The following is a 19,055-nucleotide window of genomic DNA, read 5'->3' on the forward strand; positions in this document are numbered from 1 at the left end:
CATTTATGTCAGGGATTTATTTTTATTATTAATCCAAGTTAAAAGAGTGATGTTTCTGAAAAGGTTTGGATACATTTTTTGTTATGCCCTGCTAAGAAAAATACAAATATTGAGGAGCCAAGAAAAAACATGAATGTTACAGAGCTTAATTCAGAACTTTTTAGTAAAGACCTGACAAGGTTTTTAAATGAGCCTGAATCAAAAGGTAGCCCAAACTTTAAGAACAGAACCATCAAAATTGTGGTTGCTACCCGGCAGTACATGAGCGATACCATTTTAGAGAGGGGGTATGGTGATATTGCATCCGGGGTAAGGGAGTTGGGATATGTCAGGAAACTCTTTCCTGAAGCAACTTGCTCATTTGTCTTTGAACACCATGCCGCTGACATTGATGAGCTGAATCGATTAAGATCCATTGCCACCTTTGACGACGTTAAAACCTTCATTCTGGATGGTCGCCGTCGACAAATATACCGGCCACCTGAACAGCAGCAGTTAGACAAAGTGCATCAGGAAGAGGAAGTCCGTCAATTGCTGCATGAGGCCGATTTTATCTTGCATGGCCCGAGTGGTTTGATAGCGCCCTTGGCAAACAGCCATGGTGAATTTGCCAGCAAAACTGTGGGTGTTAGTGAATATGAACTCAAAAGCGGAGAATATAGTAAAAAAGGCCGTCATGGAATAGAAGAGATTGATATGGGTTTTAGCTGTCAGCGTTTATACCTGATGGAAAATACATACCCTGACACTGTATTCAAGGACGATTTACTGCGTAAGTATTGCGCTAATCCACTGAGCAAAAGCAGTGATGGGAATGACCAGAGCGTATTTTATTTTGTCTATGGTCATGCTAAATATTTTCTTGCTCAGGCGCTGAGAATTCTGGTGCTGATGGAAGCAAACAACGACAGAGATGTGGTGTTAGTCAGCTCTCAGCAGCTTAATCCGGGCCACGTCAGCGAGTATTTCTCTGAACAGCAGCCGGACTTTTTTCCCTATAAGTCTGTTAAGGTATTCAAAATCAACAGTGATGATAAAAAAGATGTGATCATGACTTTCCAAAATCCCGATGGTGAGCAGGAAAAAAATATACACATTATTACCCCTGGTCGAATAGTAAATAGTGACTTTGATCTTTTACAACAAGGTTCTGTAATCAATTGGAGTTCCGGTGATATCAGTCTCTCCGATGTTCTTGCCAAAGGAAAAATCCCAATCGCTGAGCCCTATAAAAAAGAGGATCTATTTTGGGGAATGTTGAATGCAGTGAAAAAGTTTTGTGCAATTCCGGGAAATGAGCAATATGGTTCTTTGATGGGCCCTTGGAGAACGGCTTGTGCGAGCTTAGCTTATAACCCCAGGAAAAGTTCTCTCACGAAAAGCCTGGCCAGCAGAGTCTCGTTGCAACAACTGCTTGGCTCGCAATGGCAAGCGTTCGAACGTGACTTCACGGATTGGTTAAAAAAGAACAATCAAACCGAATCATTTATCCGGGAAAAAGCAGAAGCGATTATCCGGAAAACCCTCTTTGCTGAAAACGATGACAATTCCAGCAATGACAGTTCACTCTCGCCAACAACTCAGCAACCTCAGCTGGAGAAAGCACCTGCGGGTTTCAGTGCAGGCAGGGAGTGACTGTCTATGAGAAAAGTAAATATTCAATTGCTGGTCGCCGAGAGTTTACACTCAAAAATAAATAAGGATATCCATTCGATCCCGATCAATAGATGCTCTGTAAATCAGTTTGTTTTCCTCTAATAAAGCAACAGCTTTCAAGAATAATGCATGACCTTGTTCAACAGCCTTTTTAATATCCATATGTGTATTTAAATACTGCTGCTTAATATGTGTCAGGTAATCAAGGTCATAACTATCCACGTAGCTGATACGGGCAGCATAGCCTTTAACATTCTGTTTTTTCTTAACTCGCATTTTGTCTTTCGCTGTGTTGTAAATAACCTCTGCCAGATTAGGAACCACTGGATCATAGTCGTATCTCAATGTCAGTTTGAACCCCCCGGGTTCCTGATAGAGTGTATCCGGGTGCACGGAAGCTGACATCGGATTAATGCCTTTGGCTAACAGATAATCATGATATCCTTCATACATTTTGTACCTTCTGATTGACTGCTGATAAGCGAAATCACGCAACCAACTGATATTATCACCTGTCAGAAAGCAGCTTCGATGATAGGAAGCGATGTCCAGAATATCGTCCAAAGCCCAGGGAAAAGCTTGTACGACATCGCGAACAATCTCTAATGCAGTGCGGTGGTCGGGTACAGTGTCAGAGTAATGATCAAGGTCAATCATACCGACCTTGTATTGAGTATTGCCATTGTTATCCACTGCTTGAAAGGGAGGAATATTATCGTAACGAATACGCTCTCCTGTCAGCGTTCCACCAATGGTAAAGTCAGGAATTCCCCTCAGGCAGGCCAGCGTCGTCAGATCTTTAATAGCATCACGATAACCTTTGCGATTCAGGCTGTACTCCATATAGTGTGCAAACCAATCTGTTGGTATATTGACCCGCTCTGTAAGCAACATCGCCAGACCACCTATGATCACTGGGAGCATTTTTGGAACAAACAGGTGTTCCAGGCCAAAAGCCTCAAAAAATGTCCGGGCAGAGAGCACTCGACCTGAATTTCTCTGGTCGGTTTTCAGAATATAACCAGGGTACTGATCAATGGAGTAAATGAGGTCGTATCCGCCAACCTTGCGCCTGTCTTTTTGATAGTTCACAGGTTCTGTCCTTGAGTTCAATTCCGCAAGCACAGCGTCAATACTTGGTTCAGAACTGGCAATAGCGCTTGAAACAAAGCAGAACAGCGAGCCGACCAGATATTTTCTTATACCGGATGGTTTCCATGTCTTTTTCAATTTTTCACCTTCGAAAGCTGGATAATTCAGAAAGGATAATTCAGGACAAAGATAGTTCAGGACACGCAGACTAGGAGGCTGACCGAGAATAGCGCCCGTAGCGAGGACGGCAGAAAATTGAGGATGAAAATTCGGTTTTGTGAGGAGAATAGCGAGCTATTTGACGAACAAAAGCGGATTTTCAGACCAATTTGCTGCCGCCGCAGTAGGGCAGTCTATTCTCGGTCAGCCTCCTAGACATGGCAGAAAATAAAATATTCCCGGGAAAGTGCGGCATTTTTAATGTACGGAATTGCACCCAAGTCATGAATACGGGCATTCAGGTAAAAAATATAAATAGACGATTTGAAACCCTGAGGGTATGCAAATATTTTCACGATCTTAATGAAAAAATACCTTTCTATCATTTTCACGAATCTGGAATCTGTTTTTTCGTCAGTTTCGCTGGCCTTAATGTTATGAACCTCCGTTATAAAACCGACTCAAAAATAAATCAGCATATCCATTCGATTCCGATCAACAGATGCTCTGTAAATCAGTTTGTTTTCTTCTAATAAAGCAACTGCTTTCAACAATAATTCATTACCTTGTTCAATACCCTTATTGTAATCCATATAGGCATCTATATACTGCTGTTGAATATATCTCAGGTATTCAAGGGCACAACTGTTCACGTAGCTGATACGGGCAGCATAGCCTTTAACATTCTGTTTTTTCTTAACTCGCATTTTCTCTTTCGCTGTATTGTAAACAGCCTCTGCCAGATTAAAAACCTCTGGATCATAGTCGTGCCTCAATGTCAGTTTGAACGCCCCGGGTTCCTGATAGAGTGTATCCAGGTGCACGGAAGCTGACATCGGATTAATGCCTTTGGCTAACAGATAATCATGATATTCTTCATACATTGTGTACCTTCTGATTGACTGCTGATAAGCGAAATCACGCAACCAACGGATCTCATCACCTGTCAGTAAGCAGCTTTGATGATAGGAAGCGATTTCCAGAATATCGTCCAAAGCCCAGGGAAAAGCTTCCGCAACTTCGCGAACAGTCTCTAATGCAGGGGGGCGGCGGACGGGTACAGTGTCATCGTAATAATCAAGGTCAATCATAGCGACCTTGTATTGAGTATTGCCATTGTTATCCACTGTTTGAAAAGGAGGAATATTATCGTAACGAATACGCTCTCCTGTCAGCATTCCATTAATGGTAAAGTCAGGAATACCCCTCATGCAGGCCAGCGCCGTCAGATCCTTAATAGCATCACTATAACCTTTGCGGTTCAGACTGTACTCCATATAGTTTGCAAAACTATCTGTTGGTATGTTGACCCGCTCTGTAAGCAACATCGGCTGACCACCTACGATCATTGGGAGCATTTGTGGAACAAACAGGTGTTTCAAGCCAAAAGCCTCAAAAAATGACCTGGCAGAGAGCACTCGACCTAAATTTCCCCGGTCGATTTTCAGAATATAACCAGGGTACTGATCAATGGAGTAAATGGGGCCGCGCCCGCCAGCCAGACGCCTGACTTTTTGATAGTTCACAGGTTCTGTCCTTGAATTCAATTCCGCAAGCACAGCGTCAATACTCGGTTCAGAACTGGCAATAGCGCTTGAAACAAAGCAGAACAGCGAACCCACCAGATATTTTCTTATACCGGATGGTTTCCATGTCTTTTTCAATTTTTCACCTTCGAAAGCTGGATAATTCAGGACACGTAATTTAGACATGGCAGAAAATAAAATGTTCCCGGGAAAGTGCGGCATTTTTAATGTACGGAATTGCACCCAAGTCATGAATACGGGCATTCAGGTAAAAAATATAAACAGACCATTTGAAAGCCTAAGGGTATGCAAATATTTTCACGATCTTAATAAAAAAATACCTTTCTATCATTTTCACGAATCAGGACTCTGTTTTTTTTGTCAGTTTCGCTGGCCTTAATGTTATGAACCTCCATTATAAAACCGACTCCAACTCCATCAGAATTGAACAAATTTTGATTACCCTTTCTGAGCAAGGATTAAAACTGACTCAGGCGCTTTGGAGGAGCCCGATATGAACCCTTTAAACATCAATTCCGGCAATGACAGTTCAACACCTCAGCAACCACAGCGGGAGGAAGCACCTGCAGGTTTCAGTATCGGCAGGGAAGTGATTGTCTATGAGAAAAGTAAATCTCCATTCTTTGATCTGCCCGATTTAGAAAAGTCCCTGATTTTTCGCTATTTGGGTCTTCGCGAGATTACCCGTTTAAAAAGAGTATGCAAATATTTTCACGATCTTGTTGAAAATAATAGAACGCTGGAAAGAGCATGGATTCGCCAGTTTCCTTCACCCTTTCAATCTCAACTAAAGACCATCGTCAGGACAAAAGATGAGCAACAACTTCGTAATTGGGTGCAGGCGTTTGCGGATATGAGCACGGTCGAGTCACTCATGGAACAACAAAAGAATATTTATTTTCCTGCTCAGTTATTTTTCATCAACAGTAAACTGATGTCTCAATGTAAAACGTTCAAGTTAGTGGAAAAAATCGAAATTATCCATGATAAAAAAGTCCAGACAGTCAACTTCAGCCACGATGAACGCCATCTGGCAACCGCCAGTGACGATAAAACAGCGAAAATCTACCACCAGAAAACCGATGGATCATGGGAACCAAAAGCCGTCATTTCCCATAAGGGTGTTGTCGCCTCAACCAAATTCAGCCCCGATGACCGCCATATGGTAACCGTCAGTTACGATAAAACAGCGAAAATCTATCGTCTGGGAGACGATGGATCCTGGCAACAAAAAACCACCGTTGGCCATTATGGCTGGAGCTATTCAGTCAACTTCAGTCCCGATGGCCAACATCTGGTAACCGCCAGTGACGATAACACAGCGACAATCTATGGCCTGGACGAAGATGAACAATGGGGAGTAAAAAACACTATTTCCCATAAAGGAATGATCACTTCAGCCACCTTCAGCGCTGATGGGTGCAATCTGGTGACCGTCAGTGTGGATAGCGTGAAAGTCAGTAGTCAGTTGGACGATGGCTCATGGGCAGTAGAGGGCGCTATTCATGAAAGATATATCGCTTCGGCCAGGCTCAGCTCCGATGGCCGTCATCTGGTGATCTCCGGTTTAGCTGCAGGTGTAAAAATCTATGGTCAGGGGGCCGCTGGATCATGGGTAAAAAAAGCCACTTTTAGTCACAGGGGCCTGATCAACTCTACCAGCTTCAGCGCCGACAGCTGCCATCTGGTAACCGCCAGTAGTGATCGCACGGCGAAAATCTGTCACCTGCAGGACGATGGATCATGGCAAGAAATAACCAGGATTCATCATGATAGTGAGGTCTTCGCAGCCAACTTCAGCGCCGATTGCCGCCATGTGGTGACCGCCAGTAAAGATAACACGGCGAAAATCTATAGCCTGCAGGACGATGGGTCATGGAAAGAGCAAGCCTGTATTACCCACAAAGGGGCGGTCAACTCAGCTAACTTCAGTGCCGATTGCCTCCATGTGGTGACTGCCAGTGATGACAACATGGTGAAAATCAGTGGCCTGCAACTCGATGGATCATGGCGGGAAAAAGCCACCATTCAACACAACAATAAAGTCACCTCAGCCAGTTTCAGCACCGATAGCCGAAATCTGGTGACCGTCACTAAAGATAACAAGGTGAGAATCACTGAACTGCGAAAGAAGGATTGATGATCGAATCATTCCACTGACCTCACTCTTTTGAACTTCCATTATAAAACCGGGTCAAACAGATCGAATCAATTTTAAATGCCCTTTCCAGGCAGAGATAAATAGCGACTCTGGAGCTTAAGAGAAATCAGGCATGGACCCAATAAACAGCAATGCCAGCATTGACAATTCACTCTCGCCAACACCTGAGCAACCTCAGCAGGAGGAAGTACCCACAGGTTTCAGTGCCGGTAAGGAAGTGACTGTCTACGAGAAAAGTCAAAGTTCATTCCTGAATTTGCCCGAATTAACACAGCGTATAATTATCCGCTATCTGGGCTTTCGCGAGATTACCCGTTTAAAAAAGGTATGCAAATATCTTCGCGATCTTGTTGAAAATGATAAATCTCAGGAAAGAGCCTGGTATCGCCAGTTTCCTTCACCCTACCAATATCAGCCAAAGACCATTATCAAGACAAAAGATGAGCAACAACTCTGTAATTGGTTGAAGCCGTTTGCGGATAGGGACACTGTCGAGTCACTCTTAAAACAACAAAAAAGTATTTACTTTCCTGCTCAGTTACTTTTTATCAACAGTAAGCTGATGTCTCAATGCGAAAAATTCGAGTTAGTGGAAAAACTCGAAATTATCCATTATGGAGAAGTCAGAATGCTCAATTTCAGCCCCGATGATCGCCATCTGGCAACCGCCAGTAACGATAGAACAGCGAAAATTTATGCTCAGCAAGACAATGGATCATGGGAACCAGTAGCCACCATTTTCCATAGGGACAAGGTCCTTGCAGCCAAATTCAGTCCCGATGGCCGCCATCTGGTAACCATGAGTTACAACAACATAGCGGTAATCTCTTGCCTGGCCGACGATGGATCATGGGAAGAAAAAACCATCATTCCCCATTTTGGCTTTGGCAATGCAATCAACTTCAGTCCCGATGGCCAACATCTGATAACTATGAGTGATTGTGACACAGCAAAAATCTATGGTCTGAATGGAGACGGACAATGGGAAATAAAAAACACCATTTCCCATGATTGGATGATCTTTTCAGCCACCTTCAGCGCTGATGGATACAATCTGGTGACCTTCGATGGGGCTAGTGTGAAAATCTCCAGTCAGATGGATGATGGCTCATGGGTAGTAAAAGACAGTGTTTATGACGGAAAAATCACTTCGGCCAAGCTCAGCTCCGATGGCCATCATCTGGTGATCTCCGATGTAGATGAAGTTGTGAAAATCTATGGTAAGGGGTCCGCTGGATCATGGGTAAAAAAAGGCACTCTCCGGCACAAGAGACTAGTCAACTTTGCCGACTTCAGCACCGACAGCTGCCATCTGGTAACCGTCGGTTTAGATCGCACGGTGAAAATCTGTCACCTGCAGGACGATGGATCATGGAAAGAAATAACCAGGATTTGTCATGACGGTCGGATCTTCTCAGCCAACTTCAGCGCCGATTGCCGCCATGTGGTGACCGCCAGTAAAGATAACACGGCCAAAATCTACAGCCTGCAGGACGATGGATCATGGAAAGAACGAGCCTGTATTACTCACAGGGGGGCGGTCAACTCAGCCAACTTCAGCGCCGATGACCTCCATGTGGTCACCGCCAGTGAAGATAACACGGCCAAAATCATTGGCCTGCAGGCCGGTGGATTCTGGCTGGAAAAAGTCATTGTTCAACATGATTGTGCAGTCACCTCAGCCATCTTCAGCGCCGATAGCCGACATGTGGTGACCGTCACTGAAGATTGCATCGCGAGAATCACTGAACTGCGGAAGAAGGATTGATGATCGAATCATTCCACTGACCTCACTCTTTTGAACTTCCATTATAAAACCGGGTCAAACAGATCGAATCAATTTTAAATGCCCTTTCCAGGCAGAGATAAATAGCGACTCTGGAGCTTAAGAGAAATCAGGCATGGACCCAATAAACAGCAATGCCAGCATTGACAATTCACTCTCGCCAAAACCTGAGCAACCTCAGCTAGAGGAAGCAGCATCAGGTTTCAGTGCAGGTAAGGAAGTGACTGTCTACGAGAAAAGTCAAAGTTCATTCCTGAATTTACCCGAATTAACACAGCGTATAATTATTCGCTATCTGGGCTTTCGCGAGATTACCCATTTAAAAAAGGTATGCAAATATCTTCGCGATCTTGTTGAAAATGATAAAGCTCAGGAAAGAGCCTGGTATCGCCAGTTTCATTCACCCTACCAATATCAGCCAAAGACCATCGTAAGGACAAAAGATGAGCAACAACTCCGTAATTGGTTGAAGCCGTTTGTGGACAGGGACACTGTCGAGTCACTCCTGAAACAACAAAAAAGTATTTACTTTCCTGCTCAGTTACTTTTCATCAACAGTAAACTGATGTCTCAATGTAAAAAATTCAAGTTAGTGGATAAAGCCGCAATCCTCCACAGAGACAGAGTCAAAACGGCCACCTTCAGCCTCGATGGTCGCCATCTGATAACTGCCAGTTTTGATAAAACAGTGAAAATCTATGTTCAGAAGGACGATGGATCATGGCAACCGAAAGTCGCCATTTCCCATGATCATAGTGTCCTCTTCGCCAACGTCAGCCGCGATGGCCGTCATCTGGTGACCGCCAATGTCGATAGAACAGCAAGAATCTATGGTCTGGAGGACGATGGATCATCGAAAATAAAAGCCACCATTACCCATGCTCGCCGATTCAATTCAGCCATCTTCAGCCTCGATGGCCGACACCTGGTCACCACCAGTAACGATAGAACAGCGAAAATCTATGGTCTGGAGGAGGATGGATCATGGGAAATAAAAACCACCATTACCCATACTTGCTGGGTCCTTCCAGCCAACTTCACTGCTGATTGCCGCCATCTGGTGACCGTCAGTAGGGATCATAAGGTGAAAATCCTTAGTCAGGGGGACGATGGATCATGGAAAGTAGAGGACACTATTCGTGAAAGTTCTATCATTTTGGCCAGGCTCAGCCCCGATGGCCGTCATCTGGTGATCTTCGTTAAAGATTTTGTTCTAAAAATCTATGGTCAGGGGGCTGCTGGACCATGGGTAGAAAAAAGCACCCTTCGATACGAGAGCTTTGCCTCTATCAAATTCAGTGCCGATAGCCGCCACCTGGCAACCGCCGGTTGGGACGGCAAAGTGAAAATCTGTAACCTGCAGGACGATGGATCATGGCAAGAAATAGCCACAATGGTTCATGACGATCCCGTCTATTTAGCCACTTTCAGCGCCGATGGCCGCCATCTGGTCACCGCAAGCGATGATAACACGGCGAAAATCTGTAACCTGCAGGCTGATGGATCATGGAAAGAAATGACCACAATTGTTCACGATGATTCTGTCCACTCAGCCACATTCAGCCCCGATAGTCTCCATGTGGTGACTGCCAGTGAAGATAACACGGCCAAAATCATTGGCCTGCAGGCCGGTGGATTCTGGCTGGAAAAAGTCATTGTTCAACATGATTGTGCAGTCACCTCAGCCATCTTCAGCGCCGATAGCCGACATGTGGTGACCGTCAGTGACGATCACAAGGTGAGAATCACCGAACTATGGAAGAACGATTGATCACCGAATCATTCCACTGACCCCACTCTTTTGAACTTCCATTATAAAACCGGGTCAAACAGATCAAATCAATTTCGAATGTCCTTTCCAGGCAGGGATAAGTAGTGACTCTGGAGCTTAAGAGAACTCAGGCATGGACCCAATAAACAGCAATGCCAGCACTGACAATTCACTCTCGCCAAAACCTGAGCAACCTCAGCTAGAGGAAGCAGCTTCAGGTTTCAGTGCAGGTAAAGAAGTGGCTGTCTACGAGAAAAGTCAAAGTTCATTCCTGAATTTACCCGAATTAACACAGCGTATAATTATCCGCTATCTGGGCTTTCGCGAGATTACCCGTTTAAAAAAGGTATGCAAATATCTTCGCGATCTTGTTGAAAACGATAAAGCTCAGGAAAGAGCCTGGTATCGCCAGATTCCTTCACCCTACCAATTTCAACTAAAGGCCATCCTCAGGGCAAAAGACGAGCAGCAACTCCGTAATTGGTTGGAACCGTTTGCGGACAGGGGCACTGTCGAGTCACTCATAAAACAACAAAAAAGTATTTACTTTCCTGCTCAGTTACTTTTCATCAACAGTAAACTGATGTCTCAATGTAAAAAATTCAAGTTAGTGGATAAAGCCGAAATCCCCCATAGAGACAGAGTCAAAACGGCCACCTTCAGCCCCGATGACCGCCATCTGATAACTGCCAGTTTCGATAAAACAGTGAAAATCTATGTTCAGGAGGACGATGGATCATGGCAACCAAAAGTCGCCATTTCCCATGATCACAGTGTCCTCTTCGCCAACGTCAGCCGCGATGGCCGCCATCTGGTGACCGTTAGTATGGATCATAAAGCGAAAATCCTTAGTCAGGGGGAAGATGGATCATGGGAAGTAGAGGACACTATTCGTGAAAGTTCTATCATTTTGGCCAAGCTCAGCCCCGATGGCCTTCATCTGGTAATCTTCGTTAAACATTTTGTTCTAAAAATCTATGGTCAGGGGGCTAACGGATCATGGGTAGAAAAAAACACCCTTCAATACGAGGGCTTTGCCTCAGTCAAATTCAGTGCCGATAGCCGCCACCTGGCAACCGCCGGCCGGGACGGAAAAGTGAAAATCTGTAACCTGCAGGACGATGGATCATGGCAAGAAATAGCCACAATGGTTCATGACGATCTCGTTTGTTTAGCCACCTTCAGCGCCGATGGCCGTCATCTGGTCACCGCCAGCGATGATAACACGGCGAAAATCTGTAACCTGCAGGCTGATGGATCATGGAAAGAAATGACCACAATTGTTCATGACGATTCTGTCCACTCAGCCAACTTCAGCCCCGATAGCCTCCATGTGGTGACCGCCAGTGCTGATAACACGGCGAAAATCAGTGGCCTGCAAGCGGGTGGATCATGGCGGGTAAAAGCCATCATTCAACATGATAATCCAGTCACCTCAGCCATATTCAGCGCCGATAGCCGACATGTGGTGACCGTCAGTGGCGATTACAAGGTGAGAATCACTGAACTGTGGAAGAACGATTGATGACCGAATCATTCCACTGACCACACTCTTTTGAACTTCCATTACAAAACCGGGTCTAACAGATCAAATCAATTTCGAATGTCCTTTCCAGGCAGGGATAAGTACTGACTTTGAAGCTTAGGAGAAATCAGGCATGGACCCAATAGACAGCAATGCCAGCGTTGACAATTCACTCTTGCCAACACTTGGGCAACCTCAGCCGGAGGAAGCAGCAACAGGTTTCAGTGCCGGTAAGGAAGTGACTGTCTACGAGAAAAGTCAAAGTTCATTCCTGAATATGCCCGAATTAACACAGCGTATAATTATTCGCTATCTGGGCTTTCGCGAGATTACCCGTTTAAAACAGGTGTGCAAACAGCTTCGCGATCTTGTTGAAAACGATAAAACTCAGGAAAGAGCCTGGTATCGCCAGATTCCTTCACCCTGGCAATTTCAACTAAAGGCGATCCTCAGGGCAAAGGATGAACGACAACTCCGTAATTGGTTGCAAACGTTTGCGGACAGGGGCACTATCGAGTCACTCATAAAACAACAAAAGAGTCTTTATTTTCCTGCTCAGTTAGTTTTCATCAACAGTAAACTGATGTCTCAATGTGAGAGATTCAAGTTAGTGGAAAAAGCCGAAATCTCCCATAGATCCCAGGTCATGATGTCCACCTTCAGCCCCGATGGCCGCCATCTGGTGACTGCCAGTTTCGATAAAACAGTGAAAATCTACGTTCAAAAAGACGATGGATCATGGCAACCCAAAGTCGCCATTTCCCATGATCACAGCTTCCTCTTGGCCAGGGTCAGCCCCGATGGCCGCCATCTGGTGACCGTCAATGTCGATAAAACTTTAACAATCTATGGTCTGGAGGACGATGGAACATCGAATGTAAAAGCCACCTTTACCAATACTCGCCAGATCAATACAGCCACCTTCAGTGCCGATGGCCGTCATCTGGTCACCGCCAGTAAGGACAAAACAGCGAAAATCTACGGTCTGGAGGAGGATGGATCATGGGCAATAAAAGCCACCTTTCCCCATACTCACTATGTCCTTTCAGCCACCTTCAGTGCTGATGGCCGTCATCTGGTGGCCATCGGCTGGGATAATAAGATAAAAATCCTTAGTCAGGTTAACGATGGATCATGGGAACTAGAGGACACTATTCATGCAGGTCGTCCAAGTCATGCAATATCTATCATTACGGCCAAGCTCAGCCCCGATGGCCGTCATCTGATGATCTTATATGAACAATTTGTTCTAAAAATCTATGGTCAGGGGGCTGCTGGATCATGGGTAGAAAAACTCAGCCTCAAACACGGATGTAGCATCACTTGTTGCATTTTCAGTGCCGATAGCTGTCACCTGGCAACCGCCAGTTTTGATCGCACAGTGAAAATCTGTAACCTGCAGGACGATGGATCATGGCAAGAAATAACCACATTGGTTCATGACGATTCTGTCCGCTCAGCCAGATTCAGCGCCGATAGCCACCGTCTGATCACCGCCAGCAATGATAATACGGCGAAAATCTGTAACCTGCAGGCCGATGGATCATGGAAAGAAACAGCCACAATTGTTCATGACGACTCTGTCCGCTCAGCCACATTCAGCAACGATGGTCTCCATGTTGTGACCACCAGCTGTGATAAAACGGCAAAAATCAGTGGCCTGCAACGGGGTGGATCATGGCGGGTAAAAGCCATCATTCAACATAATAATACAGTCACCTCAGCCATATTCAGCGCCGATAGCCGACATGTGGTGACCGTCAGTGACGATCACAAGGTGAGAATCACCGAACTATGGAAGAACGATTGATGACCGAATCATTCCACTGACCCCACTCTTTTGAACTACCATCATAAAACCGGGTCAAACAGATCAAATCAATTTCGAAAGTCCTTTCCAGACAGGGATAAGTGCTGACTTTGGAGCTTAGGAGAAATCAGGCATGGACCCAATAGACAGTAATGCCAGCATTGACAGTTCACTCTTGCCAACACTTGGACAACCTCGGCAGGAGCAAGCACCAACAGGTTTCAGTGCAGGTAAGGAAATGACTGTCTGCGAGGAAAGTCAAAGTTCATTCCTGAATTTACCGGAAATAACACAGCGTATAATTATTCGCTATCTGGGCTTTCGCGAGATTACCCGTTTAAAACAGGTGTGCAAACATTTTCGCGATCTTGTTGAAAACGATAAAACTCAGGAAAGAGCCTGGTATCGCCAGATTCCTTCACCCTGGCAATTTCAACTAAAGGCCATCCTCAGGGCAAAAGACGAGCAGCAACTCCGTAATTGGTTGGAACCGTTTGCGGACAGGGGCACTGTCGAGTCACTCATAAAACAACAAAAGAGTCTTTATTTTCCTGCTCAGTTACTTTTCATCAACAGTAAACTGATGTCTCAATGTGAGAGATTCAAGTTAGTGGATAAAGCCGAAATCTCCCATAGATTCCAACTCATGATGCCCACCTTCAGCCCCGATGGCCGCCATCTGGTGACTGCCAGTTATGATAAAACAGTGAAAATCTATGTTCAGAAGGACGATGGATCATGGCAACCCAAAGTCGCCATTTCCCATGATCGTAGTGTCCTCTTTGCCAACGTCAGCCGCGATGGCCGCCATCTGGTGACCGTCAGTGTCGACAAAACTTTAACAATCTATGGTCTGGAGGACGATGGAACATCGAATGTAAAAGCCACCTTTACCAATACTCACAAGATCAATACAGCCACCTTCAGTGCCGATGGCCGTCATCTGGTCACCGCCGGTAACGATAAAACAGCGAAAATCTATGGTCTGGAGGAGGATGGATCATGGGCAATAAAAGCCACCATTCCCCATACTTACTGGGTCCATTCAGCCACCTTCAGTGCCGATGGCCGTCATCTGGTGGCCATCGGCTGGGATAATAAGATAATAATCCTTAGTCAGGTTAACGATGGATCATGGGAACTAGAGGACACTAGTCATGCAGGTCGTCCAAGTTATGCAATATCTATCATGACGGCCAAGCTCAGCCCCGATGGCCGTCATCTGATGATCTTATATGTAAATTTTGTTCTAAAAATCTATGGTCAGGGGGCTGCTGGATCATGGGTAGAAAAACTCAGCCTTAAACACAGAAGTCGCCTCACTTGCTACGAATTCAGTCCCGATAGCTGTCACCTGGTAACCGCCAGTTCTGATGGCACAGTGAAAATCTGTAACCTGCAGGACGATGGATCATGGCAAGAAATAACCACAATGGTTCATGCCGACTCTGTCCGCTCAGCCACATTCAGCGCCGATAGCCACCATCTAATCACCGCCAGCGATGATAACACGGCGAAAATCTGTAACCTGCAGGCCAATGGATCATGGAAAGAAACAGCCACAATTGTTCATGACGACTCTGTCGGCTCAGCCACATTCAGCAACGATGGTCTCCATGTTGTGACCACCAGCTGTGATAACACGGCAAAAATCAGTGGCCTGCAACGGGGTGGATCATGGTTGGAAAAAGCCATCATTCAACACGATAATGCAGTCAACTCAGCCATCTTCAGCGCCGATAGCCGACATGTGGTCACCGTCAGTGTCGATGACAAGGTGAGAATCACTGAACTATGGAAGAACGATTGATGATCGAATGAGCCTATAGCTCACTCTTTTGAACTTCCATTACAAAACCGGGTCTAACAGATCAAATCAATTTCGAATGTCCTTTCCAGGCAGGGATAAGTACTGACTTTGGAGCTTTAGAGAAATCAGGCATGGACCCAGTAAACAGTAACGCCAGCATTGACAATGCACTCTCACCAACACCTGGGCAACTTCAGCTGGAGCAAGCACCAACAGGTTTCAGTGCAGGTAAGGAAGTGACTGTCTGCGAGGAAAGTCAAAGTTCATTCCTGAATCTACCGGAAATAACGCAGCGTATAATTATTCGCTATCTGGGCTTTCGCGAGATTACTCGTTTAAAACAGGTGTGCAAACAGCTTCGCGATCTTGTTGAAGATGATAAAGCTCAGGAAAGAGCCTGGTATCGCCAGATTCCTTCAGCATACCAAAATCCACTGAAGACTCTCATCAGGGCAAAGGATGAACAACAACTCCGTAATTGGTTGCAAACGTTTGCGGACAGAGGCACTGTCGAGTCACTCATAAAACAACAAAAGAGTCTTTATTTTCCTGCTCAGTTAGTTTTCATCAACAGTAAACTGATGTCTCAATGTGAGAGATTCAAGTTAGTGGAAAAAGCCGAAATCTCCCATAGATCCCAAGTCATGATGCCCACCTTCAGCCCCGATGGCCGCCATCTGGTGACTGCCAGTTTCGATAAAACAGTGAAAATCTACGTTCAAAAAGACGATGGATCATGGCAACCCAAAGTCGCCATTTCCCATGATCACAGCTTCCTCTTGGCCAGGGTCAGCCCCGATGGCCACCATCTGGTGACCGTCAATGTCGATAAAACTTTAACAATCTATGGTCTGGAGGACGATGGAACATCGAATGTAAAAGCCACCTTTACCAATACTCACCAGATCAATACAGCCACCTTCAGTGCCGATGGCCGTCATCTGGTCACCGCCAGTAAGGATAAAACAGCGAAAATCTATGGTCTGAAGGAGGATGGATCATGGGAAATAAAAGCCACCATTCCTCATACTCACTATGTCCTTTCAGCCACCTTCAGTGCTGATGGCCGTCATCTGGTGGCCATCGGCTGGGATAATAAGATAAAAATCCTTAGTCAGGTTAACGATGGATCATGGGAACTAGAGGACACTATTCATGCAGGTCGTCCAAGTCATGCAATATCTACCATTACGGCCAAGCTCAGCCCCGATGGCCGTCATCTGATGATCTTATATGTAAATTTTGTTCTAAAAATCTATGGTCAGGGGGCTGCTGGATCATGGGTAGAAAAACTCAGCCTCAAACACGGATGTAGCATCACTTTTTGCATTTTCAGTGCCGATAGCTGTCACCTGGCAACCGCCAGTTTTGATCGCACAGTGAAAATCTGTAACCTGCAGGACGATGGATCATGGCAAGAAATAACCACATTGGTTCATGACGATTCTGTCCGCTCAGCCAGATTCAGCGCCGATAGCCACCATCTGATCACCGCCAGCAATGATAACACGGCGAAAATCTGTAACCTGCAGGCCGATGGATCATGGAAAGAAACAGCCACAATTGTTCATGACGACTCTGTCCGCTCAGCCACATTCAGCAACGATGGTCTCCATGTTGTGACCACCAGCTGTGATAAAACGGCAAAAATCAGTGGCCTGCAACGGGGTGGATCATGGCGGGTAAAGGCCATCATTCAACACAATATTGAAGTCATCTCAGCCATCTTCAGCGCCGATAGCCGACATGTGGTGACCGTCACTAACGATCGCAAAATGAGAATCACTGAACTATGGAAGAACGCGCGTAGCCTTAGCTACGCAACCAGAGTTGGAACGCAGAAGGATGGAAAAAGCCGCCGTCCAGAATATGCGAAACCAACTGGTTAGGTACTTATAGCTCACTCTTTTGAACTTCTATTATAAAACCGGGTCAAACAGATCGAATCAATTTCGAATGCCCTTTCCAGGCAGGGATAAGTAGTGACTTTGGAGCTAAAGGGAAATCAGGCATGGACCCAGTAAACAGAAACGCCAGCATTGACAATGCACTCTCACCAACACCTGAGCAACCTCAGCTGGAGGAAGCACCAACAGGTTTCAGTGCAGGTAAGGAAGTGACTGTCTACGAGGAAAATCAAAGTTCATTCCTGAATTTACCGGAAATAACACAGCGTATAATTATTCGCTATCTGGGCTTTCGCGAGATTACCCGTTTAAAACAGGTGTGCAAACAGCTTCGCGATCTGGTTGAAAACGATAAAGCTCAGGAAAGAGCCTGGTATCGCCAGATTCCTTCGCCGTACCAATTTCAACTAAAGTCCATCCTCAGGGCAAAAGATGAGCAACAACTCCGTAATTGGTTGCAGCCGTTTGCGGACAGGGGCACTGTCGAGTCACTCATAAAACAACAAAAGAGTCTTTATTTTCCTGCTCAGTTACTTTTCATCAACAGTAAACTGATGTCTCAATGTAAAAAATTCAAGTTAGTGGATAAAGCCGAAATCCCCTATAGAGACAGAGTCAAGTCGGCCACCTTCAGCCCCGATGACCGCCATCTGGTGACCACCGGTCACGATCACTTCTACCAGATGAACCGTCGCGATAGAACAGTGAAAATCTATGTTCAGAAAGACGATGGATCATGGGAACCAAAAGTCGCCATTTCCCATGATCCTAGTGTCCTCTCTGCCAACGTCAGCCACGATGGCCACCATCTGGTGACCGTCAATGTCGATAGAACAGCAAGAATCTATGGTCTGGAAGACGATGAAACATCGAAAATAACAGCCACCATTACCCACACTTGCAAGATCAATACAGCCACCTTCAGCGACGATGGCCGTCTTCTGGTCACCGCCAGTAACGATAAAACAGCGAAAATCTATGGTCTGGAGGAGGATGGATCATGGGAAATAAAAACCACCATTACCCATACTATCCCGGTCCTTTCAGCCTCCTTCAGTGCTGATAGCCGTCATGCGGTGATCACCGGAAGTGATGAGGTGAAAATCCTTAGCCAGGGGGACGATGGATCATGGGAAGTAGAGGACACTATTCATCAAAGATTTATCAGATCGGCCAATCTCAGCCCCAATGGCCGCCATCTGGTGATCTTCGGTGAAGATACAGTTCAAAAAATCTATGTTCAGGGGGCTGCTGGGTCATGGGTAGAAAAAAACTCCCTTGTATACAGTACCACCGCCTCTGCCAAATTCAGTGCCGACAGCTGCCACCTGGCGACCGCCGGCGGGGATGGCAAAGTGAAAATCTTTAGCCTGCAAGACGATGGATCATGGAAGAAAATAGTCACAATTGATCATGACCGATCTGTTATCTCAGCCACCTTCAGCGCCGATAGCCGCCATCTGGTCACCGCCAGTCATGATAACACGGCGAAAATCTGTAACCTGCAGGCCGATGGATCATGGCAAGAAATAGCCACAATTGTTCATGACGATATTGTCAACTCAGCCACATTCAGCACCGATGGCCTCCACGTTGTGACAACCAGTGATGACGACACAGCGAAAATCAGTGGCCTGCAACCGGGTGGATCATGGCTGGAAAAAGCCATCATTCAACACGATTATGCAGTCACCTCAGCAAACTTCAGCGCCGATAGCCGACATGTGGTGACCGTTAGTGACGATGACAAGGTGAGAATCACTGAACTATGGAAGAAGGATTGATGATCGAATGAGCCTATAGCTCACTCTTTTGAACTTCCATTATAAAA

At 45.7% G+C, this 19,055-nt stretch carries 11 protein-coding genes; 9 read left to right on the forward strand and 2 right to left on the reverse strand.

All coding sequences use genetic code 11. The features are described 5' to 3' along the window. The first annotated feature begins 129 nt into the window (after positions 1–129). Positions 130–1,635, forward strand: coding sequence for a hypothetical protein (locus ACOJUN_RS07030; RefSeq protein WP_422135948.1), 1,506 nt, complete (start codon positions 130–132; stop codon positions 1,633–1,635). Between the two features lie 51 nt (positions 1,636–1,686). Here ACOJUN_RS07030 and ACOJUN_RS07035 read toward each other — a convergent pair whose 3' ends face one another. Further along, positions 1,687–2,886, reverse strand: a complete 1,200-nt coding sequence (locus ACOJUN_RS07035; protein WP_422135949.1) for a hypothetical protein — start codon at positions 2,884–2,886, stop codon at positions 1,687–1,689. Between the two features lie 482 nt (positions 2,887–3,368). Then, positions 3,369–4,571 carry a hypothetical protein gene (locus ACOJUN_RS07040; RefSeq protein WP_422135950.1) on the reverse strand — a complete coding sequence of 401 codons (1,203 nt, stop codon included), beginning with the start codon at positions 4,569–4,571 and terminating at the stop codon, positions 3,369–3,371. 376 nt (positions 4,572–4,947) lie between these two features. Here ACOJUN_RS07040 and ACOJUN_RS07045 point away from each other — a divergent pair, with 376 nt between their 5' ends. The 8 genes from ACOJUN_RS07045 (at position 4,948) to ACOJUN_RS07080 (ending at position 19,008) form a co-directional block, all read left to right on the forward strand. Continuing rightward, positions 4,948–6,594: an F-box/WD repeat-containing protein gene (locus tag ACOJUN_RS07045; RefSeq protein WP_422135951.1), complete on the forward strand. Its 1,647-nt coding sequence runs from the start codon at positions 4,948–4,950 to the stop codon at positions 6,592–6,594. A 133-nt stretch (positions 6,595–6,727) separates the two neighbouring features. Next, entirely contained in the window at positions 6,728–8,383 is a 1,656-nt protein-coding gene (locus ACOJUN_RS07050) for an F-box/WD repeat-containing protein (protein WP_422135952.1), read from the forward strand. A gap of 133 nt (positions 8,384–8,516) precedes the next feature. Further along, the gene (locus ACOJUN_RS07055) at positions 8,517–10,172 is read left to right on the forward strand and encodes an F-box/WD repeat-containing protein (RefSeq protein WP_422135953.1); all 1,656 of its coding nucleotides are present in this window, start codon (positions 8,517–8,519) and stop codon (positions 10,170–10,172) included. 133 nt (positions 10,173–10,305) lie between these two features. Next, the gene (locus ACOJUN_RS07060) at positions 10,306–11,697 is read left to right on the forward strand and encodes an F-box/WD repeat-containing protein (protein ID WP_422135954.1); all 1,392 of its coding nucleotides are present in this window, start codon (positions 10,306–10,308) and stop codon (positions 11,695–11,697) included. Between the two features lie 133 nt (positions 11,698–11,830). Beyond that, entirely contained in the window at positions 11,831–13,507 is a 1,677-nt protein-coding gene (locus tag ACOJUN_RS07065) for an F-box/WD repeat-containing protein (protein ID WP_422135955.1), read from the forward strand. 133 nt (positions 13,508–13,640) lie between these two features. Beyond that, entirely contained in the window at positions 13,641–15,317 is a 1,677-nt protein-coding gene (locus tag ACOJUN_RS07070; RefSeq protein ID WP_422135956.1) for an F-box/WD repeat-containing protein, read from the forward strand. A 131-nt stretch (positions 15,318–15,448) separates the two neighbouring features. Beyond that, the gene (locus ACOJUN_RS07075; protein WP_422135957.1) at positions 15,449–17,206 is read left to right on the forward strand and encodes an F-box/WD repeat-containing protein; all 1,758 of its coding nucleotides are present in this window, start codon (positions 15,449–15,451) and stop codon (positions 17,204–17,206) included. A 122-nt stretch (positions 17,207–17,328) separates the two neighbouring features. Next, on the forward strand, positions 17,329–19,008 hold the full coding sequence (locus tag ACOJUN_RS07080; RefSeq protein ID WP_422135958.1) for an F-box/WD repeat-containing protein: 1,680 nt from the start codon (positions 17,329–17,331) through the stop codon (positions 19,006–19,008). Positions 19,009–19,055 lie beyond the last annotated feature (47 nt).

The organism is Endozoicomonas sp. ALD040, from assembly GCF_049275945.1.
GTDB lineage: Bacteria > Pseudomonadota > Gammaproteobacteria > Pseudomonadales > Endozoicomonadaceae > Endozoicomonas_A.

Bases quoted from the DNA above. Each gene is read 5' to 3' on its own strand.
- ACOJUN_RS07055 (WP_422135953.1), top strand. From the start codon at position 8,517: ATGGACCCAATAAACAGCAATGCCAGCATTGACAATTCACTCTCGCCA.
- ACOJUN_RS07050 (WP_422135952.1), top strand. From the start codon at position 6,728: ATGGACCCAATAAACAGCAATGCCAGCATTGACAATTCACTCTCGCCA.
- ACOJUN_RS07080 (WP_422135958.1), top strand. From the start codon at position 17,329: ATGGACCCAGTAAACAGAAACGCCAGCATTGACAATGCACTCTCACCA.
- ACOJUN_RS07030 (WP_422135948.1), top strand. From the start codon at position 130: ATGAATGTTACAGAGCTTAATTCAGAACTTTTTAGTAAAGACCTGACA.
- ACOJUN_RS07065 (WP_422135955.1), top strand. From the start codon at position 11,831: ATGGACCCAATAGACAGCAATGCCAGCGTTGACAATTCACTCTTGCCA.
- ACOJUN_RS07070 (WP_422135956.1), top strand. From the start codon at position 13,641: ATGGACCCAATAGACAGTAATGCCAGCATTGACAGTTCACTCTTGCCA.
- ACOJUN_RS07045 (WP_422135951.1), top strand. From the start codon at position 4,948: ATGAACCCTTTAAACATCAATTCCGGCAATGACAGTTCAACACCTCAG.
- ACOJUN_RS07060 (WP_422135954.1), top strand. From the start codon at position 10,306: ATGGACCCAATAAACAGCAATGCCAGCACTGACAATTCACTCTCGCCA.
- ACOJUN_RS07075 (WP_422135957.1), top strand. From the start codon at position 15,449: ATGGACCCAGTAAACAGTAACGCCAGCATTGACAATGCACTCTCACCA.